Origin of the sequence: Streptomyces sp. NPDC050287 (assembly GCF_044459385.1) — a bacterium.
In the GTDB taxonomy this organism is placed as follows: Bacteria; Actinomycetota; Actinomycetes; order Streptomycetales; family Streptomycetaceae; genus Streptomyces.
This window is the reverse complement of record NZ_JBITIY010000008.1, coordinates 59,343-78,813: the sequence shown is the minus strand read 5'-3', so window position 1 is coordinate 78,813 and position 19,471 is coordinate 59,343. Positions and strand designations below refer to the sequence as shown.

General features: G+C 73.4%; 18 protein-coding genes and 1 pseudogene. 6 read left to right on the top strand and 13 right to left on the bottom strand.

Annotated features, from left to right (window positions below; genetic code table 11):
- The first annotated feature begins 1 nt into the window (after position 1).
- The 4 genes from rfaE2 to ACIBK3_RS28375 all read left to right on the top strand — a co-directional run bounded on the left by rfaE2 (position 2) and on the right by ACIBK3_RS28375 (position 4,488).
- Positions 2-1,363 carry a D-glycero-beta-D-manno-heptose 1-phosphate adenylyltransferase gene (gene rfaE2 / locus ACIBK3_RS28390; protein WP_399370108.1) on the top strand — a complete coding sequence of 454 codons (1,362 nt, stop codon included), beginning with the start codon at positions 2-4 and terminating at the stop codon, positions 1,361-1,363.
- A 385-nt stretch (positions 1,364-1,748) separates the two neighbouring features.
- Positions 1,749-2,702: a glycosyltransferase family 9 protein gene (locus tag ACIBK3_RS28385; RefSeq protein WP_399370106.1), complete on the top strand. Its 954-nt coding sequence runs from the start codon at positions 1,749-1,751 to the stop codon at positions 2,700-2,702.
- Positions 2,699-3,595, top strand: coding sequence for a glycosyltransferase family 2 protein (locus ACIBK3_RS28380; RefSeq protein ID WP_399370104.1), 897 nt, complete (start codon positions 2,699-2,701; stop codon positions 3,593-3,595). Before ACIBK3_RS28385 ends, ACIBK3_RS28380 begins: the two co-directional genes overlap by 4 nt.
- Entirely contained in the window at positions 3,592-4,488 is an 897-nt protein-coding gene (locus tag ACIBK3_RS28375; protein ID WP_399370102.1) for a glycosyltransferase family 2 protein, read from the top strand. Before ACIBK3_RS28380 ends, ACIBK3_RS28375 begins: the two co-directional genes overlap by 4 nt.
- 179 nt (positions 4,489-4,667) lie before the next feature.
- On the opposite strand, the gene ACIBK3_RS28370 is transcribed toward ACIBK3_RS28375, so the two are convergent.
- The 10 genes from ACIBK3_RS28370 to ACIBK3_RS28325 form a co-directional block, all read right to left on the bottom strand.
- Entirely contained in the window at positions 4,668-4,988 is a 321-nt protein-coding gene (locus ACIBK3_RS28370) for a DUF3040 domain-containing protein (RefSeq protein WP_399370100.1), read from the bottom strand.
- Between the two features lie 58 nt (positions 4,989-5,046).
- Entirely contained in the window at positions 5,047-5,958 is a 912-nt protein-coding gene (locus ACIBK3_RS28365; RefSeq protein WP_399370098.1) for a polysaccharide pyruvyl transferase family protein, read from the bottom strand.
- A 34-nt stretch (positions 5,959-5,992) separates the two neighbouring features.
- Positions 5,993-7,330 (bottom strand): hypothetical protein, encoded by a 1,338-nt coding sequence (locus tag ACIBK3_RS28360; RefSeq protein ID WP_399370096.1) that lies wholly within the window; start codon positions 7,328-7,330, stop codon positions 5,993-5,995.
- A gap of 68 nt (positions 7,331-7,398) precedes the next feature.
- A complete protein-coding gene (locus ACIBK3_RS28355) occupies positions 7,399-8,217 on the bottom strand; it encodes an IclR family transcriptional regulator (protein WP_399370094.1) in 819 nt (272 codons plus the stop codon).
- Entirely contained in the window at positions 8,214-8,951 is a 738-nt protein-coding gene (locus tag ACIBK3_RS28350; protein ID WP_399370092.1) for an MBL fold metallo-hydrolase, read from the bottom strand. Before ACIBK3_RS28350 ends, ACIBK3_RS28355 begins: the two co-directional genes overlap by 4 nt.
- Positions 8,942-10,186 carry a M20 family metallopeptidase gene (locus tag ACIBK3_RS28345; protein WP_399370090.1) on the bottom strand — a complete coding sequence of 415 codons (1,245 nt, stop codon included), beginning with the start codon at positions 10,184-10,186 and terminating at the stop codon, positions 8,942-8,944. Before ACIBK3_RS28345 ends, ACIBK3_RS28350 begins: the two co-directional genes overlap by 10 nt.
- Positions 10,183-11,148, bottom strand: a complete 966-nt coding sequence (locus tag ACIBK3_RS28340) for an ABC transporter permease (protein ID WP_399370088.1) — start codon at positions 11,146-11,148, stop codon at positions 10,183-10,185. The genes ACIBK3_RS28345 and ACIBK3_RS28340 overlap by 4 nt, the downstream gene beginning before the upstream one ends.
- A complete protein-coding gene (locus ACIBK3_RS28335; RefSeq protein WP_399370086.1) occupies positions 11,145-12,098 on the bottom strand; it encodes an ABC transporter permease in 954 nt (317 codons plus the stop codon). The genes ACIBK3_RS28340 and ACIBK3_RS28335 overlap by 4 nt, the downstream gene beginning before the upstream one ends.
- Positions 12,091-13,872: a sugar ABC transporter ATP-binding protein gene (locus ACIBK3_RS28330; protein ID WP_399370084.1), complete on the bottom strand. Its 1,782-nt coding sequence runs from the start codon at positions 13,870-13,872 to the stop codon at positions 12,091-12,093. Before ACIBK3_RS28330 ends, ACIBK3_RS28335 begins: the two co-directional genes overlap by 8 nt.
- Before the next feature lie 2 nt (positions 13,873-13,874).
- Positions 13,875-14,942: an ABC transporter substrate-binding protein gene (locus ACIBK3_RS28325; protein WP_399370082.1), complete on the bottom strand. Its 1,068-nt coding sequence runs from the start codon at positions 14,940-14,942 to the stop codon at positions 13,875-13,877.
- Between the two features lie 579 nt (positions 14,943-15,521).
- On the opposite strand from ACIBK3_RS28325, the gene ACIBK3_RS28320 reads away from it, so the two are divergent.
- Positions 15,522-16,511 carry an SDR family oxidoreductase gene (locus tag ACIBK3_RS28320; protein WP_399370080.1) on the top strand — a complete coding sequence of 330 codons (990 nt, stop codon included), beginning with the start codon at positions 15,522-15,524 and terminating at the stop codon, positions 16,509-16,511.
- 106 nt (positions 16,512-16,617) lie between these two features.
- Here ACIBK3_RS28320 and ACIBK3_RS28315 read toward each other — a convergent pair whose 3' ends face one another.
- The 3 genes and pseudogenes from ACIBK3_RS28315 to ACIBK3_RS28305 form a co-directional block, all read right to left on the bottom strand.
- Positions 16,618-17,901, bottom strand: a complete 1,284-nt coding sequence (locus ACIBK3_RS28315) for a cytochrome P450 (protein WP_399370078.1) — start codon at positions 17,899-17,901, stop codon at positions 16,618-16,620.
- Positions 17,902-18,029: 128 nt separating this feature from the next.
- Positions 18,030-18,328: pseudogene (locus ACIBK3_RS28310) on the bottom strand (hypothetical protein); the annotation flags it as partial.
- A gap of 131 nt (positions 18,329-18,459) precedes the next feature.
- The gene (locus ACIBK3_RS28305) at positions 18,460-18,654 is read right to left on the bottom strand and encodes a DUF2795 domain-containing protein (protein ID WP_399370076.1); all 195 of its coding nucleotides are present in this window, start codon (positions 18,652-18,654) and stop codon (positions 18,460-18,462) included.
- A gap of 308 nt (positions 18,655-18,962) precedes the next feature.
- On the opposite strand from ACIBK3_RS28305, the gene ACIBK3_RS28300 reads away from it, so the two are divergent.
- Entirely contained in the window at positions 18,963-19,430 is a 468-nt protein-coding gene (locus ACIBK3_RS28300) for an SPW repeat protein (protein ID WP_399370074.1), read from the top strand.
- Positions 19,431-19,471: the final 41 nt, after the last annotated feature.

The window sequence follows — 19,471 nt, the reverse complement described above, 5'->3', positions numbered from 1 at the left end:
CGTGCCCGGCAAGACCCCCCTCGTCGTGGTCGGCGACGCGCTGCTGGACCGCGACCTGACCGGCACCGCCGAGCGCCTCGCCCCCGACGCGCCCGTGCCCGTCGTCGCCGACTGCGCGCAGCGGACACGGCCGGGCGGCGCCGCCCTCACCGCGTACCTCGCGGCGCGCGACGGCCGTGAGGTCACCCTGGTCACCGGGCTCGGCGACGACCCGGCGAGCGAGGAACTGCGCCGACTCCTGGCGCCACAGCTGAAGTTGATCGAACTCCCGCTGACCGAAGCGCTGCCGGAGAAGACCCGCGTGCTGGCACAGGGCAGTCCCGTGGTCCGCCTGGACCGGGGCACGGGGCGTGTCCGCGAGGCCACGCAGGAGGCCCGCGAGGTGCTCCGCTCGGCCTCCGCCGTGCTGGTCTCCGACTACGGGCGGGGCGCGGCGCACTCCCTGCGGGACGCTCTCGCCGAGCGGCCGCCGCTGGTCTGGGACCCGCATCCGCGCGGCGGTCCGCCCGTGCCGGGCACCCGACTGGTCTCCCCGGCCCGGTCGGAGGCGCGCGCGTTCGCCGACCAGGACGGCAACGGGAACTCCCTGCGGGACGCCGCCCGGGACGCCGCCGCACTCGTGCGGCACTGGCGGGTCGCCGCCGTCGCGGTGACCCTCGGGTCGAGCGGGGCCCTGCTGTCGTACGGAGACCATCCACTGCTCGTCCCGGCGGGGGCCGTGCACCACGGGGACACCTGCGGTGCCGGGGACCGGTTCGCCGCGACGGCGGCCGCGTTGCTGGCCGACGGCGCCCTGGTCGGTGAGGCCGTCGAGGGCGCCGTGGCCGCCGCGACCGAGTTCGTCGGCGCCGGCGGAGCAGGGGGCGTCACGCACACCGGCACCGGGCCGGCGGCCCTCACCGACGCCGCCGACGCCCGCGACCTGGTCGCTCGCGTCCGCGCCACCGGCGGCACCGTCGTCGCCGCGGGCGGCTGCTTCGACCTGCTGCACGCCGGGCACGTCGGGCTGCTCCAGGCCGCCCGACGGCTCGGCGACTGCCTGGTCGTCTGCGTCAACTCGGACGCGTCGGTGCGGCGGCGCAAGGGCCCGGAGCGGCCGGTGAACCCGCTGGCCGACCGCACCCGGGTGCTCAGCGCACTCGCCTGCGTCGACGCCGTCGCCGTGTTCGACGAGGACACCCCCGAACGGCTGCTGGCCGACCTGCGCCCGGACATCTGGGTGAAGGGCGGCGACTACTCCGGCGCCGACCTGCCCGAGGCCGCGCTGCTCCAGGAGTGGGGCGGACAGGCGGTCCTGCTCCCGTACCTCGACGGCCGCTCCTCGACCGCGCTCATGGAACGGGTGAGGGAGGGGGCTCGATGAGTACGCGTGCTCGTCCGGTCGTTCCGGGCGCGCCGGGTTCGGGTGACCGTCTCCTAGGGCCTGTCGCGCAAGTGGCCTCTGCCGCGCGACGCCCGGCACGCTCCCCCACCGCCCTGAAGGCGTGGGAGATGCCCCCACTCGCCGCACCGCCCGAAAGCCCGAGTACGCCCAGTACGAGGGCTTCGGGCGGCACTCCCCCAGCCTTCGGCCGGGTGGACCCCCAGGGCACGCACCGGACTCCGCGCCGCCGCCCTCCGGGCGACGAGGCCACTTCGCAACAGGCCCTGGGCGCCGGGATGCCTGCGCTCCGGGCGCTGCGACGGGGGTTGCCGGATCAGGAACCGGTGGCGGCCGACCCGGCGGCACGGGCGGGGGAGGGGGCTCGATGACCGCGCGTCCCCGTCTGCTCGTTCTGCGTGCCCTGGGCCTCGGCGACCTCCTCGCCGGTGTCCCCGCACTGCGGGCACTGCGCGGGGGCTTCCCGGACCACGAACTGGTGCTGGCCGCCCCGGAGGAACTCACCCCGGTGGCCGCGGCCACCGGAGCCGTCGACCGGCTGCTGCCCGCCTCCGCCCCCGGCCGCGCCGTACCGCGTCGCCTCGACTGGACCGGCCCGCCGCCCGACATCGCCGTCGACCTGCACGGCAACGGCCCGCCCAGCCACCGGCTCCTGCAGTCCCTGCGACCGGGCCGGCTCCTGGCCTTCGCGCACCCCGGCACACCCGACATCGACGGACCGCCCTGGTACGCCGAGGAACACGAACGCGACCGCTGGTGCCGCTTCCTTCAGGCGTACGGCATCCCCGCCGACCCCACCGACCTGCGGCTGCCCCGCCCTTCGGACCCGTCCCCGGCCCCCGGCGCGGTCGTCCTGCACCCCGGCGCCGGAGCGCCCTCACGCTGCTGGCCCGTCGACCGCTACGCGAGCGTGGCCACCGCGCTGCGCGAGCGCGGCCACCGGGTCGTGGTCACCGGGGGAGCGGACGAGGAGGACCTGGTGGCCCGGCTGGCCAAGGAGGCCCGGCTGCCGGACACCGACGTGTTCGGCGGCGGCCTGCCCTTCGGGCGGCTCTCCGCCCTCGTCGCCGACGCCCGCGCCGTGGTCAGCGGCGACACCGGCATCGCCCACCTCGCCGTCGCCCACGCCGCCTGCTCCGTCACCCTCTTCGGCCCGGTACCGCCCAGCCGTTGGGGCCCGCCCGCGCATCCGCGTCACCAGGTGCTGTGGCATCCCGGCCCCGACGGTGACCCGCACGGGCGCAGTACGGACCCGGTGTTGCTGCGTATCCGCACCGAGGACGTCCTGGACGCCCTCGACCGACTCACGGACACGTCATGAGCCAGGCATCCGTCGGCGTCGTCATCGCCACCCGCAACCGCGCGCCCTCGCTCGCCCGCACCCTTCGCCACCTCCTCGGCCTGCCGGAGCGGCCGTTGGTCGTGGTCGCCGACAACGCCTCCACCGACGGCACCCGCGACCTGCTCGCCCGCGACTTCCCGCAGGTCCGCGTGGTGAGCCTGCCGGCCAACCGCGGAGCCCTCGCCCGCACGGACGGCGTGCGCGCGCTGGACACGCCGTACGTGGCGTTCAGCGACGACGACTCGTGGTGGGCGCCGGGCGCACTGAGCCGTGCCACCGACCTGTTCGACGCCCACCCGCGACTCGGCCTGCTCTCCGCGCGCACCCTGGTCGGCCCCGACGCCGAACCCGACCCGCTCAACGACCTGCTCGCCACGTCCCCCCTCGGCCCGGTGAAAGACCTCCCCGGCACGCAGGTCCTCGGCTTCCTCGCCTGCGCCTCTGTCGTCCGCCGAGAGGCGTACCTGGACGCCGGCGGCTTCCACCCGCTGCTTTTCTTCGGCGCGGAGGAGACCCTGCTCGCCTACGACCTCGCCGCCCGCGGCTGGGGCGTCACCCACTGCCCCGAGGTGGTCGCGCACCACCACCCGGACCCCGAACCCCGCACCGGCCGCTCGGCCACCGACCGCCGCAACGCCCTGCTCACCGCATGGCTGCGCCGCCCGCTGCGCCACGCGTTCGGCCGCACCCGCGACCTGGCGGGCGAGGCCCGCCACGACCCCCACGCCCGCCATGCCCTGCGCGAGACCCTCGCCCGTCTGCCCGCCGCCCTGGTGGCCCGCAGGCCACTGCCCCCGCAGGTCGAACGAGCCGCCCGCACCCTGGACTCCCTGGTCCCCCCGGACGCCGCGGACACCGGAGCGACGGTATGACCGACCCCCGTACGACCGTCGTGGTCATCACCCACAACCGCTGCCCCGAACTGCTGCGCACCCTCGACCGGCTGGCCGAACTGCCGGAGCGCCCCCGGGTGATCGTCACCGACAACGCCTCCACCGACGGCACCGCCGACGCCGTCACCCGGCACCACCCCGAGGTGCTGCTGCTTCGACCCGGCCGCAACCTCGGCGCCGTCGGCCGCAATCTGGCCATGCGCCAGGTGCACACGCCCTACGTGGCCTTCTGCGACGACGACTCCTGGTGGGCGCCCGGCTCCCTGTCCGGGGCCGCCGACCTGCTCGACCGGCATCCCGCGCTGGGCGCCGTGACCGCACGTATCGTCGTCGAGCCGGACGGCACCGAGGACCCGATCGTCACCGAACTGCGCGACTCGCCTTTGTCCGGGCCGGGTTGGCTGCCCGGGCCGGCTCTCGGTTCCTTCCTGGCCGCGGCGACCGTCCTGCGGTCCGACGCCTTCCGCGCGGCGGGCGGCTTCCACCCCCGGCTGTGGCTCGGCGGAGAGGAGGAGCTGCTCGCCGCGGACCTCGCGGGCGACGGCTGGTGGCTGACGTACGCCGACCACCTGACCGTTCATCACCAGCCATCGGCGGTCAGGGACGCCACTCTGCGCCGGGCCCACGGCATCCGCAACACGCTGTGGTTCACCTGGCTGCGCCGCCCGGCCGGCCGCGCCTTGCGCCGCACCGTGCACCTGGCCCGCACGGTCCCGCGCGACACCGTGTCCCTGCGGGCCTTCGCGGAGGCCACCGCCGCGCTGCCGTGGGTGCTGCGCGAACGACGGGTGCTGCCGAGGGAGGTCGAGTCCCGGCTGCGGCTGCTGGAGGATCCCCAACGCCGGTCCAGCGCCCGCCGGTACACGGGCTGAGCGCCCGCCGGTACACGGGCTGAGCGGGGCCGTCAGAAGGCGGCGGCCCCGCTCGAGGGATGCGACGCGCAACGGATGCAACCGGACACACCGCGGTGGTGCAGTCAGTGCCAGGCCGTGCCAGGCCGTGCCAGTCAGTGGGACCGCGTTCTCGGGTGGTCGCCTTCGGGCCGCGGCACTCAGGACCCCGGCTTCGTCCACGTGCACAGCAACCTGAACGCCGAATACAGCGTCACGGGCCAGACGGCGGCGAAGGCCCAGATCACCGCGGGCTCCGAGGTGTCGATGCCGGCGGCCATGAGGGCGACGGAGACCACCAGCAGCAGTGCGACGGCCCACGGGCGCGGACGACAGCCCGCCACGCGGGCCAACACGGGCCGCCGGCGCGGGCGCCGGCCCAGCGTGCGCATCCGCCGGGCGAGACGGCGGTCGCGGCGCAGGGCACGCTCCATCTCGTCGAGGATGTGCCGCTCGTCATCGTGGAGGGGGCCGGTCGTCACTGTGTCTCCTCGTCGCGGCCGCGGGGGATGTAACCCGGGTGCCCCGACACGCGCCCGACTAACGGGCGGGGTGCGGTGCGAGGGCTTGGAGGAGACCGTCCGCGCCGTCCCGCGCGGCATCCCGGCGGAACCGGGCACCGATGTCCCGGGCGAGGTCGCGGCCGGCGGTCCCGCACCAGTCCCACCAGTGATCCAGCGCCGACGCGTCGAGCCGTTCGGCGGGCACCAGCGCGGGCCAGCCGCAGGCCCGCGCCTGCGCCGTCACCTTCGCGCCGCCCTCGACGGGGTCGACGGCCACCGCCGGAACCCCCGCCCGCAGGGCGAGCACCATTCCGTGCAGCCGGTCGGTGACGACCAGGTCGAGCCGGGAGAGCACGGCCTCCAACTGGGCGGGGGTCGCGCTCAGCCGCCAGTCGTGCACGTCGAGCCGGGTCTCCAGTTCCAGGCGCGCGCAGTCCCGGCCGGACAGCCAGCGCGTCACCTCGCCGGCGACCCGCTCGTGCCGTCGGCGCGCTCCGTACTCACGCTGGCCGTGGGTGAGGATCACCCCGACGACGGGCCGGGAGGGCGGGGCGGGAGCGCGGGCCGCCAGGTCCGTCGTCGGCTCGGTGTCCGGAGCGTCCCGCGCCAGCACCCGGTGGAAGCCGGTGACGGCCGGACCGCGCGCGTCGACGACGGAGGTGCCCACGGCGATCCGTACGCAGTGCGCGAACCGCCGGTGCAACTCCTCGATCTGCGGCCCGTGCAGCGGACCGCAGACGAACACCAGGTGGGAGTAGTCCTCGGGGCGGACCTCTGCCAGATGCGGTCCGGCGGGCCGGAAACCGGGGCTCCAGGCGACCTCGTGGTCCAGCCTCGCCCGCCGCAGCACCTCCTGGACCCGGTGGAGCGCCAGCACGTCCCCGGCGGTCGCCTCCCCGTCCAGGAAACTGAACCACCCGGTCAGCAGGATCCGCGATCGTTCCGGCACAGCGCCCCGGGTGCCCAGCCCGCCGGGCCGGCAATCACCGTGACTTCGCCGGCTTCCCCGCGTGGCGCCGGTCCCGCGCTTCGAGTGCCGCGGGGATGCGGTCCAGTACGGGGTACGGGAGCAGACCGTAGTGGTAGAAGTCCACGGCGTCCGCCCGTCCGGGACCGGTGGCCTCTGCCGTCTTCTCCGCCAGCGCGTCGGCGGACGCGGTGTCCGGCGCACCGGGGCGCAGTACGGTCCGCAGGGTGCAGGTGTCCGGGAGGGCGGCCCGGTAGGCGGCGGTGTCGGCCGCGACGCGGTGCGGGTCGCGGGCGTAGGCGAGGACGGCGTAACCGGGGACGACGGCTCCGACCGCCGCCGGGTCGACGCCGACCCGCCAGGCCTCCTCGGCCGCGAGCGGGCCGGTCGGCAGGCCGTCCGCGTAGCCCTTGACGGCGCCGGTCAGATCGAGGAAGACCAGCCGGGAACCCTCGCTCGCCACGGCGTCGGCCACGGCGGCGGCGAGCGAGGTGACGGTGTCGCAGCGCGTACGCGCGTACGCGGCGACGGACTCCCCGGCCGCGTCGGCGAGTTCGCCGGGTACGAGGGCGCCCGGCAGCGGGTCCGCGCCGTCGAGCAGTCGGCCGACGGTCCGTGCGGCCGCGGCGCGTGCGGCGGCACAGTCCACTCCCGCGCTGTCGGCGCGCTGCACGCAGGACGAGCAGAAGCACAGGCCGAGCAGGAACTCCTCCACCGGGCCGAGCGGCACGAAGCTGCGCTCGTGGTGGTAGCCGTGGCCGAAGGACCCGAAGTGCAGAGACTCGGACACCACCGCGTCCACTCCCTGACGGGCCACGGAACGGGCGAGTGCGACGGCGTACGCCCGGACGTCCGGGTTGGCGGGGCACAGATCGGCCGGGGCCGCGTGGTCGCCGAAGCAGTTCTCCTGGGCGACGTCGGGGTGCGCGAGGCCAAGGGTGGTGTTGTGCAGGAAGACGGTCCAGCCGTGCAGCGCGGCGCCGCGTTCGGCCGTACGGCGGCGCAGTTCGCGCAGTGGCTCCCGCTCCGCGCCCGGTTGCACCGGCGGCCTCAGGCGAAGTCCGCCGAACAGGTCGGCCGGCGGCGGGACGTGGGTGCCGTCCTGCCGCAGGGTGACCCGGGCGGGGCCGTGCGGGGTGACGTCGCGGGCGCGGTGGTAGGCGGCGGCGACCGTCAGGGTGTCGCAGCCGTACCTGCCGAGGACCCGGTCGAGGACGGCGTCCATGCCCTCGGCGCGCGTGTCTTCGACGAAGGTGTAGACGGAGGCCGTAGACGGCACGGACGGCACGGACGGCACGGCCTGCGGCGCCGGGGGCGTCGGGTCCGTCGGGTCCGTCCGCAGGGTGGTGTGCATGGGGTTCCTGTCGCTTGCCGGTCCTGGGTGAGGTGTGAGGGCCGAGGGGGCGGTCGGCGCGGTGGCCCTCAGTGGTCGGCGGCCTTCTGCTGACCGCCGTCCCGTACGCGGGACGAGCCGAGGACATGGGAGATCTCCATGCCGGTGCGGACGACCACGGGCCCGACCTCCCGGACCCGGGCGGGGGTCATCCGGGTGGTGAGGCCGGAGACGCTGAGGGCGCCGATCGGCGCGTCGGTGTGATCGAAGACCGGCGCGGCGACGCACCGCACCTCCGGTTCGTTCTCCCGGTCGTCGATCGCGTAGCCCCGGCGCCGGACGCGGTCGAGTTCGAGGCGCAGCCGTTCGGCGTCGGTGACCGTGTGCACGGTGACCGGGGGCATTCCGGCGGCGACGACGACCCGGAACGCCTCCTCGCCGAGCCAGGCGAGGATGGCCTTGCCGACGGCGGTCCGGTAGGCCGGAACGCGGCTGCCGATACGGGAGCCCATGCGGACGTTGGTCTCGTTCTCGACCTTGTCGATGTAGACGACGTCGGGCGGCTCGTAGACGACGAGGTGACAGGTCTCTCCCACCATGTTCTGGAGCAGCCGGAGCGGTTCCGCGGCGACGGTCCGCAGGTCGAGCGAGGAGAGGTAGGCCTGGCCGAGCCGCAGGGTGCCGTGGCCGAGCCGGAACCAGCCGGTCTCGCGGTCCCGGACCAGCAGATCGGACTCCATGAAGGGAGAGGTCAGGCGCAGCACCGTGCTCTTGCTGATTCCGAGATCCTCCGCGATCCGCGTCAGGGACATGCCCCGGCCCGATCCGGCGTGGTCGCGGATGTGCTCGAGGACGGTGAGCGCGCGGCGCAGCGACGTGGCCTGGTTGCGGCGGACCGGTGCGGTCATGTCGTACTCCTCGGCAGCAGGCCGCGGGCGACGGCGTCGCGGGCGGTGGTCAGGTGCCTCCCGGCACGGGCGAGTGAGACCTCGTGGTGGCCGGGGAAGAGCGCGTCGACGTCGAGCGCGGCCAGCCGGATCAGACTGTCCGCGTACGCGGGCACGCGGCAGTCATGCAGATTCTGCAACGAGATGCGTCCCTCGGTGAAGACGCAGTCGCCGGAGAAGAGTGCCTGGTAGGCCGGGGTCCGCAGGAGGTAGCAGGTGTGGCCGTCGGCATGGCCGGGGGTGGCGACGGCCCGGACGACCACTCCGCCGCCCAGATCGATCTCCGCACCGTCGGTGAGGGGTTCGACGCGGGGGCAGGGCCGGAAGGCGTAGTCGGCAGGATAGACCCCCGCGGCTTTGCCCTTGTCCACACTCAGTCCCCGCTCGTCGCCCTCGGCGATCCAGCGCACGGCCGCGGCCCCGGCCAGCACCCGCAGCCCGGGAAGTTCCTCGGCGAGGGTGGCTGCTCCTCCCGCGTGATCGGCGTGCCCGTGGGTGAGCAGGAGGTGGTCAGGGATGGTGCCCGTGCTGCCCGCTTTCCGCAGGATGGTGGAGGCGGACCGACCGCCGCCGGCGTCGACGAGGACGCTGCGGCGGCTGCCTCGCACGAGGTAGACATGACAGTCCAGCGGGTCGCTGAGATCGAACCCGGCGGCGCCGCTGGCGAGGAGATGGACGTGTTCGGTCAACTGCATGGCCGCCGCCCCTGCGACGGGATGTCCAGGCGGGCGCCCTCTCGGAGAGGCTCCCCCGGGGGCGCCGGGTCGGGTGCGCTCCGGTGGAGCCGCCTGCCCGTCTCGTGGACCGTGGCCACCACGATCCGCGCGGCCAGCCCCACCTCCGCCAGATCCACCGATTCGGCCGCGGCGTGGGCGTCCGTCACCGAGCCGGGGCCGAACACCACCGACGGCATCCCGGCGCGGGCGAGCTTGCTGGCATCCGTGCCGAAGGGCATGCCCTGGATGTCGTGGGGGCGACCGTGGGCGGCGAGGGCATCGCACAGTGCGGTGACGACGGGGGTGCCGGGCGGAGTGTCCAGGGCCGGGTCGACGGTGAACGGAGGGTCCACCTCGGTGCCGAGGGCGGTGAGTTCGTCGCGGTCCTGGTGCCAGACGGCTTCCGGGTCCTCGCCGGGCAGCGTACGGCGGTCGATGTCCACCTCACAGCTGCCGGGGATGGTGTTGGGGCCCGTGCCGCCGCGGACCCGGGTGACCGAACGGGTGGCGGGTCCCAGGAGCGGGTGCGGTGCCACGGCCGGGCGGGTGGCGGCGAGGTGGGCGATGACGGGGGCCATCAGCGAGATCGCGTTGACCGCCTCCTCGGGGCGCGAGCTGTGTCCGGGCCGGCCCGTGGTGCGCACGGTGTAGCGCACGACGCCCTTGTGGGCGGTGGCCGGCACCAGCCCGGTGGGCTCACCGACCAGCGCGCCGACGACGCGGCGGTCCGCCAGCCATTCGAGCAGGCGCAGGACACCCCGGTAGGCGTGTTCCTCGTCGCAGACCCCGGCCAGTACGACCGTGAGCGGCGGCGGCCCGCCACGGGCGAGTTCGGCGGCGGCCAGCATGAACGCGGCGAGCGGCCCCTTGGCGTCGCAGGCACCCCGACCGTACAGCCGGCCGCCGTGGACCCCGCCGTCGTGGGGCGGGACGGTCATACCGTCCGTCTCGACCGTGTCGAGGTGCGATTCGAGGAGCACCACCGCCGGGTCCCGGCCGGGAACGACGGCGACCACGTTGCACCGCCCCGGCAGCACTTCGTGCAGCTCGGCCCGTACGCCGTGGCGGCCCAGCCAGTCCCGCACGTGGACGGCCACCGCCGTCTCTCCCCCGTCGCCCGGCGCACCCCGGGGGTTCACGCTGGGGATGCGAACGAGATCGCGCAGGAGATCCCGTACGGCCGCGGTCGCGTCCTGGGACGTCGGGGACGTCATGTCCGGCGCTCCCTCGCATAGACCAGCAACAGGCCGATGATCAGTACGCCGAGGACGACCTGGCGTACGCCCTCCGAGAGGTTCCAGGAGATCAGCAGGGCGGTCAGCAGGGTGAGCAGCAGGGCACCGCCGACCGTGCCGAGCAGGTGGCCCCGGCCACCGAGGATGGAGGTGCCGCCGAGCACGACGGAGGCGATGGACAGGAGCTGGTACGGGTTGCCCATGGTCAGCGAGCTGGTTCCGGTGAACCCGAGCAGTACCAGTCCGGCCACTCCGGCGAGCAGCGCGCAGGACACGTACGCGGTGAACGCCGTGGCGCCCAGCGGCACCCCGGAGGCACGGGCCGCGTTCTCGCCGGCGCCGAGCGCGAACGCGTAGCGGCCGGTGCGGGACAGGTGCAGCAGCCAGCCGGCGACGGCCGTGACGACCAGCCACAGGACGAACGCCCAGGGCACCCCCAGCAGCCGGCCGTTGGCGAGCGAGTCGAGCAGGGGCAGGTGGGCCGAACTGGGTGAGCCGTCGGTGTACACGAGCAGGGCGCCGGACAGGATGGTGCCGGTGGCGAGGGTCATCACCATCGGTGGCACCCGCAGCCACACCACGCCGGCCGCGTTCACGGCGCCCACCAGCGCGCACAGCGCCAGGGCCGCCGCGATGCCGCTCGCGCCGCCGCCCGAGCCGGAGGCGACCTTGGCGCAGACGACGGCGGACAGGGCGACCACACCGGACACCGACAGGTCGATACCGCTCATGATCACGACGAGGGTCTGGCCGACCGCGACGATGCCGAGGAACGACGCCGTCTGCACCAGGTAGCGGACGTTGGAGACGCTGTCGAAGCCGTCCGCGAACAGGATCGCCGCGATCCAGGTGACGCCGAGGACGCCGAACGCCCAGGCCGCGCGGCTGCCGCGCAGCGCGGCGACCGCTTCGGTTCGGATCGTGTCCGTCACGCCGGTCATATGGCGGCCTCCCTCGTGAGGTACGTCTTCAGGGCGAGCGCCGCCACGAGGATCACTCCTTGCACGATGAGCTGGTAGAAGGGCGAGATCCCGGTGAACAGCAGCAGGTTGGTGAGCAGGCCGATGACCAGCGCGCCCAGGACCGTGCCGCGCATCCGGCCGACCCCGCCGAAGAAGCTGATGCCGCCGAGTACGCACGCGGCGATCGAGTTGAGCGTGTACGGCGTGCCGATGGTCGGGTCCGCCGAGCCGGTCTGCACGGCCAGCCCGATCCCGGCGAGTCCGGTGAACGCGCCCGCCAGCGCGTAGCCGGCGATCTTCGTGCCGCGGGTGTGCAGTCCGCTGGCGTAGGCGCCGTGTTCGTTGCCGCCCACGGCGTAGAGGGCGAGTCCGTGCCGGGTGGTGCGCAGCACTTTCCACGCGGCGAGCACGAGGACGATGGCGACAGCGGGTACCGCGAGGCCGTTCCAGCCGTTGTTGTACGCGTTCACCAGTCCGCCCGGGACATGCCCCCCGGGCTGCGGCAGGACGATCAGGGTGACGCCGCTCCACAGGAACGACGCGGCGAGCGTCACGACGATCGGAGGAAGACCGGCGTACGCCACGAGTGTTCCGTTGGCCGCGCCGGCCGCGACGGCCGCGCACAGGGCGGCGACGGCCGCGGTCACGACGCCGCCCGCGCTGTGTGCGTCGTAGGTGGCGAACACGGCCATGGCGAGCCCGAGTACGGCACCCAGAGAGAGGTCGATCCCCCCGAGCAGCATCACGGTCGTCTGCCCCGCGGCGGCCAGGATCAGCGGCAGGAACTGCGCGGACAGGATGGTGACGGAGGCGGGGTCGAGCAGGCTGGTGTCGTAGTGCTGGTAAGCCACCAGCACCACCAGCAGAAGTACGAGCAGGCCCACGAGATCGGTGTTTCTCCGGGCAGCCGAGGTGATCCGTTCACGCATGGGCCACACTCCCGGGCTCGGGCCGGTCACCGGCATCGGCCGGGGCGCTGGGGTCGGCCGGGGCGCTGGGGTCGGCCGGGGCGCTGGGATCGACGGGTGTGGCGGTGGGATCGGCGGGAGCGCTGCCTTCGGCCTCTTCACTGGGCCGTGGCCCCGGGTCTGGGTCCGGATCCGGGTCTGGCTTCCGGTCCGGGTCTGGCCTCGGGCCCGGCTTCGGGTCCGCGGCCAGGTCCGGATCCGGCGGCAGTTGCGCAGCCAGTTCTGCGGCCAGATCCGTGGCTGTGCCCATCACCGATGCCCGTACGAGGCGTTCCTCCGTCAGGGCCGAGCCTGTGAGGCGGTCCACGATCGTGCCCTCGTACAGCACCGCGACCTCGTCGCAGAGGCCGACCAGTTCCATGGTGTCTCCCGAGGTGACCAGCACGGCCAGGCCGTCATCGGCGAGGCGGCGCAGCAGGTGGTAGATCTCGCGCTTGGTGCCGATGTCGATGCCCCGCGTGGGTTCCGCGAGCAGCAGGACCCGGGGGCCGGTCGGCAGCCACTTGGCCAGCGCCACCTTCTGCTGGTTGCCGCCCGACAGGCGGCGGGCCTCCTGCGCCTCAGACGCGGCTTTGACCTGCAACCGCTCGATCAGTTCGCCGACCAACCTCGTCTCGGCGGCTCGGTCGACGGTCGTGAGACGGCGCCCCGGGGCCAGAGTGCGCAGGCTCGGCAGGGCGAGGTTGTCGCGTACGCTGCGCGCGGTGTGGACCCCCTCGGTCTTGCGGTCCTCGGGGACGTAGGCGATGCCGTGCCGGATCGCGTCACGGGGAGAGGGGAGCCGTACCGGCCGCCCGTCGAGCGTGACCTGCCCGGTGTGGCGGGCCAGGCCGAACAGGGCGCGCAGCACCTCGCGCTGGCCCTGGCCCTGCAGTCCGCCGAGGCCGAGGATCCGGCCGGGCACCAGGTCCAGGTCGACGGCGGAGCACGCGCCGTCGACGGTGAGGCCGCGGGCCCGGAGCAGAGGCTCACCGGTGGGGACGGTGGCCTTCTCCGGGAAGAGATCCGAGAGTTCCCGGCCCACCATCAGCCGCACGATGTCGTCGTGGTCGGTCCGCTCCCGTTCCCGTGTCGCCATCACCGCCCCGTCCTTCAGTACGGTCAGCCGGTCGCTCACGGCGAAGAGTTCGGCCATCCGGTGGCTGACGAAAATCACCGCACCGCCGCTCTCACGCAGTTCCCGCACGACCTTGAAGACGGCACCGACCTGTTCCTCGTCGAGTGCCGAGGTCGCCTCGTCGAGGATCAGCAGGCGCGGTCCGCCGGCCAGCGCCTTGGCCAGTTCGACCAGTTGCTGGCGGCCGAGCGGCAGGCGTCCGGCCCGGGTGCGCGGGTCCACGTCCAGGCCGACCCGCTCCAGCAGGGGCAGGGCCCGGGACGCCAGGTCGCGGGCCCGTACCAGCCCGTGCCGGCTGGGCCAGGCGCCGAGGAAGATGTTCTCCGCGACGCTCTGGTGCGGGTTGAGGCTCAGCTCCTGGTGGACGGAGCCGATCCCGGCGGCCCGGGCGTGGTGGGGAGACCACGCCCGGGTGACGGGAGCGCCGTCGTGGAGGATCCGGCCGGAGTCGGGCGCCAGCAACCCGGTGACGAGGGAGAGCACGGTGGACTTGCCGGCCCCGTTCTCACCGACGAGCGCCAGGACCTCTCCGGGCTCGACGGTGAAGCTCACCTCCCGCAACACCTGGTTCCCGGCGAACGACTTGGACAGCTCTTCCACGCTCAGCAGCGGCGCCATGGTCACTTTCCGATGAGCTTGTCGATCTCGGCCTGCGGCAGGTCGTTGATCGGGTAGGAGTCGTCCGGCTGGTCCGGCTTCACGTAGTCGGCCAGGTTCTTGTCGGTGATCTCGGGGAGCGGCACGGTGATGTCCTGCGGGACGGACACGCCCTCCCGCTTGGCGACCGCCGCTTCCAGGGCGATGACCGCGAGGTAGTTGGGCTGGGCGGTGGCGACGGACGAGAAGCCGGCCTTCTGGTGGGACTGCCACATCTTCAGGAAGCCGTTGTAGTTCTCACCGGTGATGGGAACGAGCTTCTTGTCCTGCTTGACCAGTGTCTGCAGCGCGGCCGCCGACAGCGCGCCGCCCTGGGAGAAGACACCGTCGATGTCCGGGTGCGCGGAGTAGGCGGAGGCGAAGGCCTGGGCGGCGGGGGCGAGGTTGTACTCGCTGTGCACGTTGCTGACGATCTTGATGTCGGGGTACTTCTTGAAGACGGCTGCCGCACCGGCCCAGCGGTCCTCGCTGACGGCCACACCGGCCGGGCCGTTCATGGCGATGACGTTGCCCTTGCCCTTCAGCTTGTCCGCCAGCCAGGTGGCCATCATCGACCCCCATGCCTTCTGGTCGGTGCCGACTCTGATGACCTTCCTGCTGGTGGGCAGGGAGTCGAAAGCCACGACGGTGATACCGGCCGCCACGGCCTGTTCGAGCGCCGGGTTCAGCGCCGTGGAGGAACCGGCGTCGACGATGATCACGTCGTACTTCTGCTGGATCATGGCGCGGATCTGCGCGATCTGCTGCGATGTGTCGCCGTTGGCGTTCAAGGTCTTGAACGAGCTGACCTTGCCCGCCGACTTCAGCTTGGTGACGTCGCCTTCCATCATCCTCAGGGTCTGCTGCATCCACGACGGGGTCAGGTAGATGGTCGACCAGCCGACCTTGAGGTCCTTGGCCGCCGCAGGGGAGGCACTCGTGCCGCTCTTGGCGGTGGAGTTGTCGGACTGGACGTCGCACGCGCTGATGCCGGCCAGCGCGCACAGGGAGGCTGCGACTGCCACCGCACCGCGTACAGAACCTGCGTTCATGGAAGCTCCTCAGTTCGTTCTGGAGACCCCGGGCCGGACGAGTGGGCCGGGTCCGGGTGAGTTGGGGAGCGGTCTTTCGCGAGGCCCGCGCGCCGGAACAACGGTGGTCCGGCAGGTGGGGGGCGCTTTGCCCGGTGAGGACCGGTCTGTTGAGACGGCAACGTAGGAGGTGGGCGTGGGCCCGCACCATATCCGCAACACTTAATTCCGCATTGCACAACAGGGCCGCTCGCAGGCCTGCGAGGGCGGTCGTTCGTCGGGTATCGGCGCCGGCAGGAGACGCCGGTCCGAGCGCGCTCAGGGAAGTCCGGGGTCCGTGTCCGGTCCGGCGCGGGTTGCCTGCCCGTCCCGTGCCCGCTCTGCCGACGGAACGGTCGTCCGCGCCGAGCACAGGGTGCCGTCGGCGGAGCGGTCGGCAGCCGACGGCGGTGCGATGCGGTGCACCGGATCCGCGCCGGGACGACGCCGGACGAGCCCGTGACCTGCGCCGTGTGAGGTTACTCGGCGGTGTGGGGTACCCGGTGTGCCGCGGAGGCGGACACCAAGCCTCCGGCTCGGGCAGACCAGAGGAGGTACGGGATGGGACTGCGCAATCACGTCGTGGTGGTGACCGGAGCGTCCAGCGGGATCGGACGGGCCACGGCCGAGGCCTTCGCGCGCAAGGGCTGTGCCGTGGTACTGGCCGCGCGCCGGGAGGAAGCGCTGGAGGCGACCGCCGAGGAATGTGACAGGCATCGCGGGGCGCGGACGCTGGTCGTGCCGACCGACACGACGGACGTCGGGGCGGTCGAGGACCTGGCGCGGCGCGCGGTGGAAGAGTTCGGCCGGATCGACGTCTGGGTCAACAACGCGGCCGTCAACGCCTTCGGGCGTTTCGAGGACGTGCCGCTGGAGGACTTCCGCAAGGTCCTGGACGTCAACGTGATGGGCTACGTGTACGGAGCCCGGGCGGCTCTGCGGGTGATGCGCGAGCAGGGTACGGGCACGCTGATCAACATCTCGTCCATCGCGGGCGCCGTATCGCAGCCGTACAGCCACCCGTACAGCATGTCGAAGCACGCGGTTCAGGGGCTCGGGTCCAGCCTGCGGCAGCAGTTGCGGGTGGAGGGCGTGAAGGACGTCCATGTGTGCACGGTGATGCCCGCGACCATCGACACCCCGCACTTCGAACAGGCGGCCAACTACACCGGGCACAAGGTGGTCGCCATGCCCCCGGTGTACAGCCCCGAGCGGGTGGCCAGGGCGGTCGTGGGCCTCGTCGGCCATCCCCGTCGGGAGGTGGTGGTGGGCCCCGCGGGCCGCGCTCTGGTACGTCAGTCCCGGATGGCGCCGGGACTCGCGGAACGGGCCATGGCACGGCAGACCGAACGGAGCCACCTCGACCACGACGAGGAGGCCCCGGCCACGCACGGCACGCTGCACGTGCCGGCCCCCGGTGAGGGAGCCGTGCACGGCGGCTGGCACGGGCGGCGGCGCACCGCGGTGCGCAGGACGGCCGTCGCCGCGGCGGTGGCGGGTGCGGCGGTGGCGGCCGGCCGTCGGGTGACCCGGAGCACGGTGGGCGTCTGACCGGCACCCGCTCGCGCGGGTCGCCGTACGGGAGAAGGCCGTACGGCGACCCGCGCCCCGGGGTCTGCTGCACGGCCTGCCGTCCCCGGCTTTCCGGTGCCTGCCCTCAGCCCGCCACCCGCTGGGCCTGCTGGGCGCGAGCAGCCGACGCCGGTACCCGAACCGCCTCGATGACGAAACCGCTGCGTACGCGGGCCGGAATGCGGCTCAACGGGATGGACAGGTCCTGGTCCGGCACGGCGTACTCCAGCTGGGCCAGCCGTGGCCCGAGGGCCCGCAGCAGCGCGATCGTGATGTCCTCCCCGGGGCAGCGGTGGCCGGTGGCGCGGTCGGCGCCGCCCTGCGGAACGAGTTCGTCGCGCTGGGGCGGCCGCTCCAGGAAGCGCCGCGGGGCGAAGGTGTACGGATCGGCCCACAGGTCGGGGTCGTGGTTCTGCCCGTGCAGATCGAGCAGGACCATCGCGCCGGACGGGATCGGTTCACCCCGCCACTCCAGATCGGTGACGGCCCGGCCGCCGAGGAACGGGGCGAAGGGGTAGAAGCGCCGCAGCTCGTGGGCGAAGACCACGGCGTAAGCGGCGTCGTCCTCGCGCAGCTGTGCCCGTATGCCGGGCCCGCGGTGCAGCGCGTGACCGGCGTAGGCGACGAACCAGCACACCGCGACGGTCGGACGGATGACGTTGAGCAGTTCGACCGCGGCCGTGCGCGGGTGGAGGAACCGGCCGTCGCCGTCCCGGTGCCGGACCACCACGTCCAGTGCCGACCCGGCCGGCGCGGTGACGATCCCCTCCCGTACGTCCTCGACCAGGCGTCCCAGCCACGCCTCACTACGGGCTCGCGCGCGGCGGGCCCGCCAGTGGCGCGGCCCCGGCGTGGCGAAGCCGTCGACCATGGCGACCAGGTCCCGGGCCACCTGGTCGGCGTCGTCGAGGGGGATGCCGGCCCACCGGCAGACACCCTGGGTGAGAATCCGGGCTGCCTCGTCGAACAGGACGACCGACGGACGGCCGGACCACGACGGCACGGCCTCGTCCCACACCCCTGTGACCTCCTCGACCACCCCGGCGACCGCCTCCGGCCCGGTGAGCAGGGAGAGGAACATCCCCTTGCGCGCGCGGTGGACCTGTCCGTCCAGGGTGTGCACGGCTCCGTGACCGAACAGCGTGCTCAGCACGGGCCCGGGGAGCGCCGTTCCGCGCTCCACATGCCGTTCGTCGTAGAAGAACCGCACCGCGTCCGGCCCGTGCAGGGCCACGGCGTGTCGCCCCATCAGCCGGGTGCGGACGACGGGACTCGCGGTACGGCGCCGACGGTCGGGCAGCCAGGCGTACCCCTTGGCGAGGAGGGTGAGCGAGCTGTCGGCGAGTGGGGGGCGACGACTCTGATTCATGGTGCGGTGGGTGCCCGCCGCCAACGACCGGAAGCGCGGCCCGCCGGCCCGGTCGGTCCTCCTCGTCGTTGGACAGGCAGGTCGTACAGGCGTGTCGGACACGCACGGCAGGCACCGTCGCGCGGCACTCACGGCCGGGGGTTGCCGCGGTGCCACCGGGGCCGTGCGTCGGTGCCGCGGCGTCCTGCGACGGAGGCGCAGCGCCGGCACTGGCGGCGTACCCGGTCCGCGGCTCCTCCGGATTCCGGGAAGGTGTCCGGCCAGGTGACGTGCGGGAAGCGGATCAGTTGGGAGCGGCTGAGGGACAGACCGCAGACGGTCTGGTTCATGCCGGGCTCCCAGGCGTGGACCTCGCCGGCGGGCAGTCGTCGCCGGCCTTCCTCCTCGTCGACTGTCCGGAGGCGGCAACGACGTACGGCCTGGCGCGGCCGGCGGTGGCCGCGGGCGCCGGTCGGCCGGCCCGCGCGCCCGGGGCGAGAGCGGTCGTACGCGGACATGCCTGCCGGACCTCCGATGGATCAGGGTCGATGGGATGGAACAGGTTCGTGGTGCTGCGGGCTAGTCGTTGCCGAAGACTGCCTTCTGCACCTCGTTGGGACCGTCGAACTGCCGCTTCCCGGAGTGCGACAGCTTGTCGACGATCTTGTCGTCGGCGCCGTTGTTCCTGGCCAGGGAGACGAGGTCGTCGCGGCTGGCGGGGTAGTCGGCGCCCTTGAGAGCCTTCTGCAGATCGATCGGGCTCGTGTCGGCCATGGCAGCCTCCCTGGTCACGCCGGCGCGGCTCATCCGCGCGTGGATGTGCCGGGTACCCGACCGTCCGAGCGGTGAATCAGTGCCGGCAACCGGGGATTGCCGAGTCCGTGGACGGTACAGCCGGTACAGCCGGCACAGCCGGCACAGCTGTCCTGGTCGTTCGTGCTCGGTGACGTCGAGCAGGAGCGGGAGCAAGGAGCAGGCGCGTTGTTGGTTCGATCGCAGGGCGAGAGGGGTACCCGGAATTCTCCACATACGGCCGGAACTTCCCGGAGGTGATGGGAGTGACAACCTCTCCCAGGTCGTCGATGGAAACCCATCCCGACATCGTCGCCATGCGCAACCGTCACGAGATGGCGGAGCGCGCCACCAGCACACCCGTGGCGCAGGCCATCGAGGCCATGGCCTTGCTCACCGGCGTGTACCTGGCGGCCTCCCCGTGGATCGCGGGGTTCAACAGCCTGTCCGCACTGGCGGTCAACAATCTCATCGTCGGCATCGGCTACGCGCTGCTGATGAGCGGCGGCTTCGGCCGCGCCTACGAACGCACGCACAGCATGGCGTGGGCCGCCTGCGCCCTGGGCGTGTGGACCATCATCGCGCCCTGGGTCGTCTCCGGGGACGTCAGCACCACCAGGACCGTCGTGAACAACGTCATCGTCGGTGCCGTCGGCTTCCTTCTCGCTCTGGCCGCCAGCGCCGTCGCGCGCGAGGGGCGCGCTGTCGCGCGCGAGGGACGGGGGTCGCGGGCCGAGCGCGGTACGTCGATGTCGTAGGCAGCAGGCGGGTCGTATCGCCCCCCTGGCCTGCTCTCTCC